At 29.2% G+C, this 14320-nt stretch carries 13 protein-coding genes; all 13 read left to right on the top strand.

What is annotated here, in order from left to right; all coding sequences use genetic code 11:
* Nucleotides 1–469: 469 nt before the first annotated feature.
* Nucleotides 470–1384, top strand: a complete 915-nt coding sequence (gene galU, locus A7L45_RS20620) for a UTP--glucose-1-phosphate uridylyltransferase GalU (RefSeq protein WP_071614523.1) — start codon at nt 470–472, stop codon at nt 1382–1384.
* Between the two features lie 67 nt (nt 1385–1451).
* Entirely contained in the window at nt 1452–2120 is a 669-nt protein-coding gene (locus A7L45_RS20615) for a sugar transferase (RefSeq protein ID WP_071614522.1), read from the top strand.
* Between the two features lie 86 nt (nt 2121–2206).
* Nucleotides 2207–3130 (top strand): glucose-1-phosphate thymidylyltransferase RfbA, encoded by a 924-nt coding sequence (gene rfbA / locus A7L45_RS20610; protein ID WP_071614521.1) that lies wholly within the window; start codon nt 2207–2209, stop codon nt 3128–3130.
* Nucleotides 3131–3167: 37 nt separating this feature from the next.
* The gene (gene rfbB, locus A7L45_RS20605; RefSeq protein ID WP_071614520.1) at nt 3168–4226 is read left to right on the top strand and encodes a dTDP-glucose 4,6-dehydratase; all 1059 of its coding nucleotides are present in this window, start codon (nt 3168–3170) and stop codon (nt 4224–4226) included.
* 8 nt (nt 4227–4234) lie between these two features.
* Nucleotides 4235–4792, top strand: a complete 558-nt coding sequence (gene rfbC, locus A7L45_RS20600) for a dTDP-4-dehydrorhamnose 3,5-epimerase (protein ID WP_071614519.1) — start codon at nt 4235–4237, stop codon at nt 4790–4792.
* Nucleotides 4793–4891: 99 nt separating this feature from the next.
* Entirely contained in the window at nt 4892–6979 is a 2088-nt protein-coding gene (locus tag A7L45_RS22660) for a glycosyltransferase (protein WP_084647537.1), read from the top strand.
* Between the two features lie 21 nt (nt 6980–7000).
* Complete coding sequence (locus tag A7L45_RS20585) at nt 7001–8500, top strand: oligosaccharide flippase family protein (RefSeq protein WP_151553547.1); 1500 nt, start codon at nt 7001–7003, stop codon at nt 8498–8500.
* Between the two features lie 28 nt (nt 8501–8528).
* Nucleotides 8529–9497 carry a glycosyltransferase gene (locus tag A7L45_RS20580; protein ID WP_084647536.1) on the top strand — a complete coding sequence of 323 codons (969 nt, stop codon included), beginning with the start codon at nt 8529–8531 and terminating at the stop codon, nt 9495–9497.
* Nucleotides 9498–9509: 12 nt separating this feature from the next.
* Nucleotides 9510–10535 carry a glycosyltransferase gene (locus A7L45_RS20575; RefSeq protein WP_071614517.1) on the top strand — a complete coding sequence of 342 codons (1026 nt, stop codon included), beginning with the start codon at nt 9510–9512 and terminating at the stop codon, nt 10533–10535.
* Between the two features lie 87 nt (nt 10536–10622).
* On the top strand, nt 10623–11684 hold the full coding sequence (locus tag A7L45_RS20570) for a glycosyltransferase family 2 protein (protein WP_071614516.1): 1062 nt from the start codon (nt 10623–10625) through the stop codon (nt 11682–11684).
* A gap of 56 nt (nt 11685–11740) precedes the next feature.
* Nucleotides 11741–12409, top strand: coding sequence for a YveK family protein (locus A7L45_RS20565; protein ID WP_071614515.1), 669 nt, complete (start codon nt 11741–11743; stop codon nt 12407–12409).
* 26 nt (nt 12410–12435) lie between these two features.
* Entirely contained in the window at nt 12436–13065 is a 630-nt protein-coding gene (locus tag A7L45_RS20560; RefSeq protein WP_071614514.1) for a CpsD/CapB family tyrosine-protein kinase, read from the top strand.
* 37 nt (nt 13066–13102) lie between these two features.
* The gene (gene cps2T / locus A7L45_RS20555) at nt 13103–14254 is read left to right on the top strand and encodes a beta 1-4 rhamnosyltransferase Cps2T (RefSeq protein ID WP_071614513.1); all 1152 of its coding nucleotides are present in this window, start codon (nt 13103–13105) and stop codon (nt 14252–14254) included.
* The last annotated feature ends 66 nt before the right edge of the window (nt 14255–14320 follow it).

Genomic DNA, 14320 nt, shown 5'->3' with positions numbered 1-14320 from the left:
AAGTAATATTGGCATGATTTATTGTATTAATTTAATTTAAGTTGATATATATGGAAAAATACACATTTGAGACTGAATAAAAAGAAGGATTTATGTCGAATGTTCACAAACTTAATAAAAAATTAACACACATTTTGTAGTATTATGGTATAATCAATTCAGTGATTAAGACAATTTTTTATTTGATTGAATTATTAATTACAGAGGTAAATATGTATGATTACCATTGATTATCACGTATAAGATATAGAAAATATAATGTAATATAACATTAATTTGATAAGCGTATAAGGGTAAATTGGTCATGTTTATATTTTGGAGGGATTTTTATTTTCAAAAACAAATTGAGATAAAATTACATTTAATTAAATTAAGTATAAAAATACAAAATAGTTTTAAAAATGTAAATAATTAAAGGAAAATATAAGTATGATTACAAAATAATTTACAAAACAAAGGAGAAATTTAAATGAAAGTAAGAAAAGCTATTATACCAGCAGCAGGACTTGGAACAAGGTTTTTGCCAGCAACGAAGGCATTACCTAAAGAAATGTTACCTATAGTTGATAAGCCTACAATGCAATATATTATTGAGGAAGCGGTTGCGTCAGGAATAGAAGAAATATTGATTATTACAGGAAGAAACAAAAAGTCTATTGAGGATCACTTTGATAAATCGGTAGAACTAGAGCTTGAACTTGAAAATAAACATAAAGATGGTCTTCTTAAACAGGTTAGAGAGATATCAAATTTGGTGGATATACATTTTATAAGACAAAAAGAACCAAAAGGACTTGGACATGCTATAAATTGTGCAAGAGCATTTGTAGGTAATGAACCTTTTGCTGTAATGCTTGGTGATGATATAGTCGATGCTAAAACACCATGTTTAAAACAACTTATGGATTGTTTTGAAGAAAAAAACAGATCGATTTTAGGGGTACAAAAGGTAGAAAAGAAAAATGTGGATAAATATGGAATAGTTGATGGAGTTCAAGTTACTGATAGGGTGTACAAAGTAAATGACCTTGTTGAAAAGCCTGGAGTAGAAGCTTCCCCATCAAATGTAGCTATACTTGGTAGATACATAATAACCCCTGAAATATTTGATATATTAGATAATACATTACCTGGCAAGGGCGGAGAAATTCAGTTAACTGATGCTCTAAAGACATTAATATCTAAACAAGATATGTATGCATACGTATTTGAAGGACGTAGATATGATGTAGGAGACAAATTAGGTTTTCTAGAAGCTACGGTTGAATTCGCTTTAAAACGAGATGCTTTAAAAGTTCCATTTATGAGATATCTTCAGAGTTTAAAAAGCAATGATAAATTTAATGATTTATATGAAGAAGTAATGAGTGAAAGTCATAAGTAAAAAATAGCAATGGTACATATGATATGTTGTGGAAAGTTTAATATTCTTTAAAAAGGGGGATGTATAGATGCAACGACCACAAAGAAGTTCAGAAGTTACAGAGGTAGAGGAAACTTGTGAATACAAGAAAAGCCTAGGATATTTTATAATAAAAAGAATAATTGACGTTATTGGATCTTTAAGCGGAGTTATATTAATAAGTCCTGTGATGATTATTGTTGCTATATGGATTAAGATTGATTCAAAGGGGCCTGTATTTTTTGCTCAAAGCAGAGTTGGACGAGATGGGAAAAAATTTATGATGTATAAATTTAGGTCTATGTGTTCTGATGCGGAATGTCTTTTGGGGAAACTTAAAAATGAAAACGAGATGTCAGGACCTATGTTTAAGATGAAAGATGATCCTAGAATAACCAAGGTTGGTAAGTTTGTACGTAGAACAAGTATAGATGAACTTCCACAACTTTTTAATATATTAAAAGGGGAAATGTCATTGGTTGGACCAAGACCAAGTTTGCCCAAAGAAGTAGTGCAGTTTACATCTTTTCAAAAACGAAGGTTAATTGCAAAACCAGGCTTAACTTGTTATTGGCAGGTTAGAGGTAGAAGTGATATTAGTTTTGAAGAGTGGATGGAAATGGATGTTGAATACATAGAAGAGAGAAATACATGGGTAGATATAATCCTTATATTTAAGACAGTAGGAGTTTTGTTTGGAGATGAGGGTGCAAGGTAAGGTTAACTCTAAATTATAAGTTTAGAGTTTTTAAAATTAAGGAGTGTTTTTGAACTTAATAAACTAAAAGAGGAGGGAATATAATTATGAAAGGTATTATATTAGCTGGGGGATCGGGTACAAGGCTTTACCCTGTTACACAAGCAGTATCAAAACAAATGGTCCCAATATATGATAAACCAATGATTTATTATCCCTTATCCGTTTTAATGCTTGCTGGGATAAGAGAAATACTTATAATTTCGACGCCAAGGGATTTACCTGGGTTTAAGGAGTTATTTAATGATGGCAGTAAATTGGGTCTTAAAATAGAGTATGCAGTTCAAGAAGAGCCTAATGGACTAGCCGAAGCATTTATAATCGGAGAAGACTTCATTGGTGATGATAAAGTAGCTATGATTCTCGGGGATAATATATTTTGGGGACAGAGTTTTTCTCAAAGTCTTAATAAGGCTGCGACTCTTGATGAGGGTGCTATCATTTTTGGATATTATGTTAATGATCCAACTTCATTTGGAGTTGTTGAGTTTGATGAAGCTGGAAATGTACTTTCACTTGAAGAGAAACCTGAAAATCCTAAATCTAAATATGCTATTCCGGGACTATATTTTTATGATAATACGGTTGTAGAAAAAGTTAAAAGATTAAAACCATCGGTACGAGGAGAACTTGAAATTACCGATTTAAATAGAATGTATATGGAGGAACAAAAGCTTAAGGTAAACTTACTTGGGCGAGGCCTTGCTTGGCTTGATACAGGAACACATGCCTCAATGCTTAAGGCTTCAAATTTTGTAGAAGCAGTTCAGAGTACTCAAGGAACATATATATCTTGCCTAGAAGAAATTTCTTATAGAAAAGGTTGGATAACTATGAAAAAACTAAAAGAGCTAGCAAAACCGCTTTTAAAAACCGGATATGGAAATTATTTGATGGATATAGCTATGGAATATAAAAAAGCAAATATAGCAGCGTTAAAAGAATTAGCTAATATTGATCAAATAAAATAAATAATATATAACAGGATAAAATTTGGAGGAAAATAATATGAAAACTTACTTAGTAACAGGTGGAGCAGGATTTATAGGGTCAAATTTCGTTCATTATATGTTAAAAAAATATTCAAAGGATATTAAAATAGTAAATTTAGACAAACTAACTTATGCAGGAAATTTAGAAAATCTTAAAGAAATCGAAGGTAGAACAAATTATACCTTTGTTCAAGGTGATGTATGTGATAAGGAATTAGTAGGGAAGTTATTTAAGAGGTATGATTTTGATTATGTTGTTAACTTTGCAGCAGAATCACATGTAGATAGAAGTATAAAAGACCCTGAGATATTTGTTCAAACAAATGTACTTGGAACAGTAAATCTTTTAAACAATGCAAAAATTGCATGGGAAACCCAAAATGGTTTTAAGAGTGGTGCAAAATTCCTTCAGGTTTCAACAGATGAGGTATATGGTTCGCTTGGTGAAACTGGGTATTTTGTAGAAACAACTCCTATAGATTCACATAGTCCATACGCTTCATCAAAAGCTGCTAGTGACTTAATGGTAAAGGCATATTCAGATACTTATAAAATGCCAGTTAACATAACTAGATGTTCAAATAATTATGGAGCATACCAATTTCCAGAGAAACTTATACCTCTCTTAATAAACAATTGTTTAAACCACGAAGATTTGCCGGTATATGGAGATGGCTTAAATATTAGGGACTGGTTATATGTAGAAGATCATTGCAAAGCAATAGATATGGTAATAGAGAGTGGACGCCTTGGAGAAGTTTATAATATTGGTGGACATAATGAGAAAACAAACATATTAATAGTTAATAGTATTATTTATTATTTAAATAAAAATGTGGATAAGGCAGTAACACAGGATTTGATTAAACATGTTGAGGATAGATTAGGTCATGATAGAAGATATGGAATAGATCCCACAAAAATAAAAGATGAACTAGGATGGTATCCTGAAACTACCTTTGAAGTAGGAATAAAAAAGACAATTCAGTGGTATCTTGATAATAAAAAATGGATGGAAAATGTTACGACTGGGGAATATCAAAAATACTACAAAAAGATGTATAAAGGAGTATAAGAAATATAATGGGAAAATTTAAGTTTATAAGGACTGAAATAAAAGATTTATATATAATAGAACCTACAGTTTTTGGAGATAACAGAGGATATTTTATGGAGACATATAACTATGATGAGTTTAAAGAAGCAGGACTCGATATGGTATTTGTTCAAGATAATGAATCTAAATCTAAAAAGGGAGTACTTAGGGGATTACATTTTCAAAGGGAGTATTCTCAAGGAAAACTTGTAAGAGTTCTAAGCGGTGAAGTGTTTGATGTAGCTGTGGATTTAAGGAAAAACTCCCAAACGTATGGTAAATGGTTTGGTGTAATGCTTAGCGGAGAGAATAGAAGGCAGTTTTATGTACCAGAAGGGTTTGCTCATGGATTCCTTGTAACATCAGATGAAGCAACTTTTGTATATAAATGTACTAATTTATATCATCCTGAATTTGAAGGTTCAATAACCTGGAATGATTCGGACATAGCAGTGGAGTGGCCACTAGACGGTATAGGGGAAGTACTACTTTCAGAGAAAGATAAAAAAGCACAAGGATTAAAAGCTACAAATGTGAAATTCTAACGACATTTTATGTCGTTAGTATTTCAATTTAACAGCAACATAGGTGATGAATACAGCACTGAAAGTGATGAATAACTTAAAGAGATAGGAGATGATTTAATGAACAACCCCTTGATTTCAATTATAGTACCAATTTACAATGTGGAGGTTTATATAAGAAACTGTGTTGATAGTATATTAGGGCAATCATATGAAAATCTTGAAATTATACTTGTTGATGATGGATCTCCCGATAAATGTGGAGATATTTGCGATGAGTATAGATCAAAAGATAAAAGGATAAAAGTAATACATAAAAAAAATGGCGGATTAAGTTCTGCAAGAAATGCTGGAATAGATATTGCAAGTGGTGAATACCTAGGATTTATCGATAGTGATGATTGGATAGAAAGCGATATGTATGAATCATTATATAATGCTTTGACTTCTCATAAGGCTGATATTTCAGTTTGTGGTAGATATATTGTAGATGGTAGTAGAATAACAACAATCTCAGATAGTGAAAAAGCCGAGGTATTTACAAGAAGTGAAGCATTATCAGAACTAGTTCTTGATGAATATAGCGGCATGAAGAACTTTGCATGGGACAAGCTTTATAAGAAAGAATTATTTAATGATATTAGATATCCAGAAGGAAAGTATTATGAGGATATATTTACTACATATAAATTGTTTTCAAAATCAAATAAAATTGTAGATATAAAAAGTCCGAAATATTATTATTTGTTAAGGGGCGACAGTATCTGTGGTAGCAACACTGCCAGTAAAAGATACGATTATTGCCTAGCGAATATCAAGTGTTTAGAATATATTAAAAGCCTAGAACCATTACTTGGCGACATGTGTGACAAGCAGTTATTTAATAGATTACATTTTTGCTTAAATGATATGTTGTTACTTGATTACGGCACGGATGATTATGTTATTGAAATAAACGAAATTATAGGTAAATTAAAACAAAATTATTCTATCCTAAGAAATAGTGATGAAATGGGATTAAAACAGAAATTGTCCTTAATGTTTATAGCTAATTATTCTAATTTATACACTACCATTTACCCAGGGTATAAGAAAAATAAGACAAAAATAATAAATTTATTAAAACCAATTATTTCTAAAAAAGTTCTAAATAAAATGAAATATATTAAGTTAAAAGGCAAAGGATCCAAAGAAACAAAATATTTATATGAAACAAAGCCCGAACAAAATCATATTTTCCTTATAGGAACACCTAACCATGGTAATTTGGGAGATCAAGCTATAGTATATGCGGAAAATAAGATGTTAGAGGATAATTTTAAGGATTTTAAGATGATAGAGATTACTACAGTGGATCTAATTAAGCATATAAAAAATTTAAAAAAGAATGTTAAAAAAGATGATATTTTTATGTTACATGGTGGTGGAAACTTAGGAAATGAGTATTTCTGGGAAGAAGAAGGAAGACGAAAGATCATTTCTGAATTTAAAGATAATAAGATTATTTTATTTCCTCAATCAATATATTTCAAAGACACTGAAAATGGGAAATTAGAGTTTGATAAAACTAAAATGATTTATAATGCACATAAAAAATTAACATTAATTGCAAGAGAAGACACATCGTATAGTGTTATGAAAGAAGCTTTTCCAAATAATAATGTAATCTTAACACCAGATATTGTTATGTATTTAAATAAAACAAACCCAATACAGGAGCGAAATGGTGCATTGCTAAGCCTTAGGAAAGATAGAGAAGGGGTTTTAACTCAAACACAAAAAGATGAAATTAAGAATATGGCTGAGAAAAACTTTGATAATATAATTATTACAGACACCGTAGCTGAATATATTACAAAAGAACATGAAGTCTTAGAATATATGATTAATGTTAATCAAAGAGAAAAAGAATTAAATAAAAAATGGGATCAATTTAAAAAAGTGCAAGTAGTTATCACTGATAGGTTACATGGAATGGTGTTTTGTGCAATTACATCTACACCTTGTATTGTTATCGCAAATTACAATCACAAAGTTAAAGATACTTACGCTTGGCTTAAAGATTTGAATTATATCAAATTTGTAAATGATATAGAGGAGATTCCTGGTTTAATAAAGGAACTTAAAGGGATAGAAATTAAAGAGTATGATAAAACATTTGCTATGAAGAATTATGAGAAAATATTAGAAGTAATGAAACAGAGGTGAAGGTGAAATTTGAAAAACGGTATGAAAAAAGCTGTAATTATAACATATATAACTATAATAATTGGAAATGTAATTTCATTGATGTATACACCGTTTATGTTAAGCAAACTTGGAAAAGCTGAATATGGGTTATTTTCTTTAGTAAATTCAATAGTAGCTTATATTTATCTTCTAGATTTAGGATTTGGAAATGCCGTTATTAGATATAATTCTAAATATATGGTAGAGAAAAATGAGGATGGACGAAAAAAAGTAAACGGAATGTTTTTATCATTGTATCTGATTTTGGGTTTGATATCCATGATAGTCGGAGTAATAATTTATTTCAACTTAGGAAAAATCATGAGTAAGAGTTTAAGTCTTGATGAAATCAATAGAACAAAGCAAATGTTTATGGTTGCTATAGTTAACATATCATTATCATTTCCTTTAAGTATATTTAATTCAATAATAACGGCACATGAAAAATTTGTGTATATAAAAATAATCAATCTATTAAGAACAATTTTGAACCCTGCCATTATGATAACTGTATTGTTATTTGGGTCTAGAGCGTTTGGAATGGTTGTAGGATCAACGGTTTTTAATATTCTGCTGGGACTAGTTAATGTTATATATTGTTTTAAGATATTAAAATTAAAAATAAAATTTGCAGGATTTGATAAAGCACTATTTGCCGAGATATTTAATTACTCATTTTTCGTGTTCCTTAGTGCAATAGCGTATCAAATATATTGGAACTCAGATCAGCTAATACTGGCAATTTTTGTTGGAGCAGCACCAATTGCTATATACGCAGTTTCATCACAATTTAATACATATTTTTTATCATTATCTAATGTTTTATCAAGTATGTTTTTGCCAAAACTTACAAAGATGGTAACAGTCGAGGAAAACAGAAATGATTTAATGAGATTATTAACAAAAATAGGTAGAATTCAATATTACATATGTAGTTATATTTTTGTAGGTTTTGTTTTAGTAGGGAAACAATTTATTGTGCGTTGGGTTGGCCAGGGGTATTCATTCTGTTATGTCATTGCAATAATACTAATGTTTCCTCAAATATTTTCAATTATTCAATCACTTTTTGCGACAATGCTAGAAGCGATGAATAAACATAGAGTGAAGGCATACATATACTTATCTATTGCTATCATAAATATACTTTTATCAATAGTACTAGTTCAAAAATATCAAGGACTTGGATGTGCAATTGGTACAGCGATAGGTATGATCATAAATGCAGTAGCAAACAATATATATTATAAATTTGTTATAAAGCTAGATATAAAATATTTTTGGATGAACATATTAAAATTAGTAATTCCAACTAGTATAACATTTGGTTTAGGATTCTTAGCTTTGTCCCTCTTTAGTTTGACATCGTATATTTCAATTCTGATGTTTGGTATTCTATTCACAATAATATATTTCATAGTTTTTTGGATTATGGGATTTAATAAATATGAGAAGAAAATCTTCATATCAGCCGTAAGCAAAGGTCGGATTAAACAATAAATATTGCAGCTCCGAAGGAGATGATTTAATGGAAGTTAATAAACAACAATTAGTGTCTGTAATTATGAGTGTATATAATGAAAAAGAAAAATGGTTAATGGAAGCAATAGAATCAATCTTAAATCAAAGTTATAGAAGTTTAGAATTTATTATTATTTTAGACAATCCGGATAATAAGAAGTTAGAGAATATAATTAAATTTTATAACAAAAAAGACGCTAGAATACGATTCTTTAAAAATGAAAAAAACATTGGATTAGTTAGGAGCTTAAATAAAGCTTTAACTTATGTTAAAGGTGATTTTATAGCAAGGATGGATGCAGATGATATATCACTAGTAAGCAGAATTGATAAACAAATTGAATATTTAGGCAGTCATTTGGATGTGGATTTTATGGGTGCTAGGTGTATCAATATAGATGAGGATGGAAAAGAATTATATAGAGATGAAATTATGCCAGTGGATATGAAATTAATAAAGAGTTGCCTTTTAAATGTAGATTTTATTAATCATCCAACCTGGTTTTTTAGAAAAGAATGTATAGATAAAAATGAAGGTTATAGAGAAATTACATGCGCAGAGGATTATGACTTCCTATTAAGACTTATAACTAATGGATGTAAGCTTGGGAATACTAATGAGTTTTTAGTTAGATATAGGATTCGCAAGAGTGGAATATCCAAAAGTAATTCCCTTCAACAGCTTTTATACTCAAAACACGTTGTTAAGATGTATAAAGATAGGGTTAAATATGGGCATGAAAATGAGACAGTAGAAGATTTAAAAAACATAAAAATTAATATGCATGAAGAAAAAAAATATAGTCTAGCATTAGATGGGCTTACTAAATCAAAACTATATAAGAAGAAAAATCAAATTTATAGAATTTATTTAATATTAACAAGCTGTATGCGCTCAAAATATTTACGAATTTTACTTACGGATATCATTTTTCATAAAGTTAAAAAAGTAATGTATATAAAGAAGGCTAACTAGGGGGAATGTTTTTTGGATAGAGTTGATGTCAGTATTATAATACCTGTTTACAATGTAGAGGAATTTTTGCCAAAATGTTTAGATAGCGTTATTAATCAAACTATTGATAATAAAGAGATTATTGTAATAAATGATGGCTCTACAGATAATTGTTATGAAATAATTAAAGAATATAAAAAGAAATTTCCTGAATTAGTTATTATAAATCAAAAGAATAGTGGGATTAGTGAAACTCGAAATGCTGGGCTCAAAGCAGCAAGGGGTGAATACATAGCATTTGTTGATAGTGATGATTTTGTAGAGCTTGATATGTTTGAGAAAATGTATAAAATAGCTACTAATGGAAATATTGACATAGTTATTTGTAATTACATATTGTATAAAGAAGGCCAAGGCGTTCAGGATTCTAATTATAAGAAAATAGAAGGAATTGATAAAGAAGGTTTTTTAGATAAAGGTGAGGCCCTTAAGATGTTTTTATTAAATGATATCAAGGGTTATGTTTGGAATAAGCTGCATAAAAGAAAACTTTTTTTTGATAACAAAATTTCATTTCCAGATTTTGTAGTATGTGAGGATACTCCAGTTGGATTTTTATTACTTGCAAACGCAAATAAGATTTATTCAATGATAGAGCCACTTTATTATTATAGGCAAAGAGAGTTATCACTTACAAGAACATTTTCAATTAAATCAATGAAAGATATGATATATGGATGTTATATAATGAGAGATTTTATAACAAAAAACCCGCTTATTTATGGTGAGTTAATAGATTATTATAGGGTTTATTTGATAAAGACCCTATGGGCTATACATAATAAATACTTTATACAAAGCTCTGAAACTGGAGATAAGAAATATTACTCGGAGTTTAAAGATATAGTATCAAAAGAGGTAGATAATTTACAAATTTCAGAAATAATAAGGAATAGTAAGCTAACATTTAAAGATAAAGTTAATATATTGCTTATAAAAACAAAAACGTATGGCCTTATTTTCCCTCTATTGTACAAGATTAAAAATGTTATGAAGTAAAAAACATTGCTATTATTACCAATAGAATTTTGTATAATTAAAGGTTATGATTAAAAGCGCCCAAGGTCATTATTAAGGAGTGTTAGTATGGTGAAAATAAGTATTATAGTTCCAATTTATAATGGAGCAAAGTATATCAAAGAGTGTTTAGAGATGATAATGGAGCAAACATTTAAAGATTTTGAATTAATAATAATAGATGATGGATCTACTGATAACAGTAAGGAAATGTGCAAAGAATATGCAAAGATTGATTCTAGAATTAAATTAATTAGCAAAGAAAATGGAGGAACCTGGGCCGCTAGAAATAGAGGAATAGATGAATCCATTGGTAAATATATTATATTCTTAGATTGTGACGATTGGTATGAGAACAATTTATTTGAAAAAATGTATGAAAATATAAAAAACAATGATGTGGATCTAGTTATATCAGGGCAAAGCAATGTTTTTGTAGATAAAAATGGACAAATTATAAAAAAGACCACTGTATTACCAAAGAAACATAATTTTAAGACAAAAGATGAAATTTTGTCAAATTATATTTTTCTTAGAGAAGAAGAAATTGGAGATACTCTGTGGAATAAAATTTACAAAGCTGAGATCATAAAAAAATACAATTTGAAATTTGAGGATTATAAACGTGGTGAAGACACAATTTTTAATGCTAATTATTATCAGCACATAGACAAATGCATAGTCATTTCAGAGGCTTTATATAATTATAGAATTGAAAATGCAAATCCAGTATGGCTTAAATACTGTGATAATTATTTGGATATTGTAAGGAGCGAAAATGATACTATCGTAGGTAAACTTAAAGAATGGGGTAAATATAGCAAGGATGCTAGGGAATACCAAGCAACTCATTTTACTTATCGTATAATTGAGTATTTTTATAAGATAACTTCCTCTAAAAGTTTTTTAAATTTGGGAAGTAAAATAGAGCAAAAATCAACTTTAAAAAGTAAAAGCCAAGAAATATTAAACTTATTAGATAATGAAGAAGTTAGAAAGAATTTGGATGATTCCAAGGTGATTGGTAAATTCCATAAATTACTTGTTAAGTCTATGAAATCAAGAAATGTTGAATTGATATTGTTTTTAGTAAAGATCAAATTGGTATATAACAATATAAAAGGTGTATAGATCTAAAATTAATAAAACAATATAGTAAAAAGAACAATTACCATGGAGGTATTAAAATGAATAACGAAACTACAAAAGGATATAAAGAATTTATAAATGTTCTAAAAAGAGGGAAATGGATTATATTGCTTATAACAATATTAGCAACATTAACAGCGACTTTACTTAGCTATTATTCTATGAAAAGTTCTAAACCAATGTATCAAACAATAACTAGCGTTGTAATAGGAAATAAAGAAGATATAGTTAATGCGAAAAGTTTAAGTCCTACATTTGAGCAAATCGCAAACTCTAGTACTATACCAAGGAACGCTAGCTTATTATTAAAAGGTTCTGTACCAGCTTTAAAGTTGCAAAAGAGTTATGAGGTTACTGTATCAGCTGATGCTCCGATACTTACAATTACAGCTAGTGGAGAATCTCAAAAGCAGTCTATAGCTATAGCAAACGCTGTTATAACATCTTATTCAAAAGAAGTAAAGAGAATATATCCTTCGCAGATCATGAAAATAATGGAGAATTCGGGACAGAGCGATCTTATAAACAATAAATTTAAATCTATGAACGTAATATTAGCATTTTTACTTGGATTGTTCCTTTCAGTATTTATTGTAACATTTATAGGGTTCTTTGATGATAAGATCAGGACCAAAGATGATGTAGAGAAATATTTAGGTCTACATGTTCTAGGGAATTTACCAAAAAGAAATAAATCGCACATTTAATATAAATTAGAAGGGAGATGGATTTAATGGGAAAAACAAAATATACAGAATATCTTAATTTAGACTCAATTAATTTAAAAGCATTTAACGGATTAATATCAAATATTCAACTCTTAAACGCGGACAGTGAAAAAAAGGTTATTATGATAACTAGTGCTGGCAGTAGTGAAGGTAGATCAACTACAACATCATATCTTTCACTATTACTTGCAAAAAGTGGTAAAAAAACTATAATTGTTGATTGTGATCTGAAAAAGCCGAATATACACAACATGTTTGATTTAACAAATGATAAAGGACTTGTTAATTATTTATCCGGAGATGAATTGTTTGAAAAAGTAGTTAAGACTACGAAGATAAAGAATTTATCTATACTGACGTCTGGTACAGTAACATTAAATTATGCGGAACTTTTTGTATCATCAAGATTTAATGAATTTATAATTTCATTAAAGAAAGATTATGATTATATCATTATTGATACACCTCCGATTACAATAGGTGCTGATGCTGAGGTTTTATCAAGATATACTGATGGATGTGTTCTTGTTGTTAAATCAGGAAAAACAGAAAGAAAATCTGCGCATAAGGCTAAAGAAATTCTTCAAAAAGTGCATGCTAATATTATAGGTGTATTCCTAAATGAAACGGACTAAATATAATTTTATAAAACAAAAATAGAGGTGTAAACAAATGACAGATGTATTCATTATAGGTTCTAAAGGAATACCATCTAATTATGGTGGATTCGAGACTTTCGTAGATAAATTAACTCTTTATAAAAAAAGTCAGGATATCATGTATCATGTGGCTTGCCTAAATGTTAAGGAAGAAGAGTTTTATTATAATAAAGCAAGATGTTTTAATGTTAATGTAAAAGACATAGGTAGTGCAAAAGCAGTACTTTATGATTTGCAAGCTTTAAGCACATCAATAAAATATATTAAGGAAAAGAAATTATCTAATTCAATTGTTCTTATTCTTGCTTGTCGTATTGGTCCATTTATATCATTTTACAAGAAACAACTCAAGGATTTGGGAATAAAGCTTTATATAAATCCTGATGGGCATGAATGGAAACGTAGTAAATGGAGTATTCCTGTAAGGAATTATTGGAAATTTTCTGAGAAACTGATGGTAAAACATGCAGATTTACTAATATGTGATTCAAAAGGTATAGAGGATTACATAAATACAGATTATGATATGTACAAGCCTAATACTACATTTATAGCTTATGGAGCGGAAATCGGAAGATCTAAGCTAATGGAGAAGGATGATGTTATAACAAACTTTTTTGACGATTTCTTAATAAAAAGGAAAGAATATTACTTAATTGTTGGTAGATTTGTACCCGAGAACAGTTATGAGACTATGATAAGAGAGTTTATGAAATCGGATGTTGATAAGGATCTTGTTATAATTACAAACGTCGAGAAAAATAAATTTTATGAAAGATTACTAAAGGCTACGAACTTTACTTGCGACACACGAATAAAATTTGTAGGAACTGTTTATGATAATGAACTTCTAAAAAAGATAAGAGAAGAAGCGTTTGCATATATTCATGGACATTCAGTGGGAGGAACTAATCCTTCACTTCTTGAAGCTTTATCGAGTACGGATATTAATCTGCTTTTAGATGTTAATTTTAATAAAGAAGTTGGGAAAAATGGAGCTATGTATTTTAGTGATGAAGATGGCAATTTAGCTTCTTTAATAAGCAAAGCAGAAAAATTAACAGAAAATGAAATTTTAGCGATGTCTACAAGGGCTACAAATAGAATAAAAGATTCTTACTCTTGGGACAAGATTGTTCATGATTACGAAGAGCTTTTTTTATAAGTTTAAGGAGGCGTCGACTTATTAAAATATTGCATTATTCTCTTGGATTACCTCCACTACGGACTG

The sequence above is a fragment of the Clostridium estertheticum subsp. estertheticum genome, from assembly GCF_001877035.1.
In the GTDB taxonomy this organism is placed as follows: domain Bacteria; phylum Bacillota; class Clostridia; order Clostridiales; family Clostridiaceae; genus Clostridium_AD; species Clostridium_AD estertheticum.
The sequence above is the reverse complement of the archived record's forward strand: the minus strand, read 5'-3'. Positions and strand labels throughout refer to the sequence as shown.

Coding starts and splice junctions, on each gene's coding strand:
- galU (WP_071614523.1), top strand. CDS start 470: ATGAAAGTAAGAAAAGCTATTATACCAGCAGCAGGACTTGGAACAAGG.
- A7L45_RS20615 (WP_071614522.1), top strand. CDS start 1,452: ATGCAACGACCACAAAGAAGTTCAGAAGTTACAGAGGTAGAGGAAACT.
- rfbA (WP_071614521.1), top strand. CDS start 2,207: ATGAAAGGTATTATATTAGCTGGGGGATCGGGTACAAGGCTTTACCCT.
- rfbB (WP_071614520.1), top strand. CDS start 3,168: ATGAAAACTTACTTAGTAACAGGTGGAGCAGGATTTATAGGGTCAAAT.
- rfbC (WP_071614519.1), top strand. CDS start 4,235: ATGGGAAAATTTAAGTTTATAAGGACTGAAATAAAAGATTTATATATA.
- A7L45_RS22660 (WP_084647537.1), top strand. CDS start 4,892: ATGAACAACCCCTTGATTTCAATTATAGTACCAATTTACAATGTGGAG.
- A7L45_RS20585 (WP_151553547.1), top strand. CDS start 7,001: ATGAAAAAAGCTGTAATTATAACATATATAACTATAATAATTGGAAAT.
- A7L45_RS20580 (WP_084647536.1), top strand. CDS start 8,529: ATGGAAGTTAATAAACAACAATTAGTGTCTGTAATTATGAGTGTATAT.
- A7L45_RS20570 (WP_071614516.1), top strand. CDS start 10,623: ATGGTGAAAATAAGTATTATAGTTCCAATTTATAATGGAGCAAAGTAT.
- A7L45_RS20565 (WP_071614515.1), top strand. CDS start 11,741: ATGAATAACGAAACTACAAAAGGATATAAAGAATTTATAAATGTTCTA.
- A7L45_RS20560 (WP_071614514.1), top strand. CDS start 12,436: ATGGGAAAAACAAAATATACAGAATATCTTAATTTAGACTCAATTAAT.
- cps2T (WP_071614513.1), top strand. CDS start 13,103: ATGACAGATGTATTCATTATAGGTTCTAAAGGAATACCATCTAATTAT.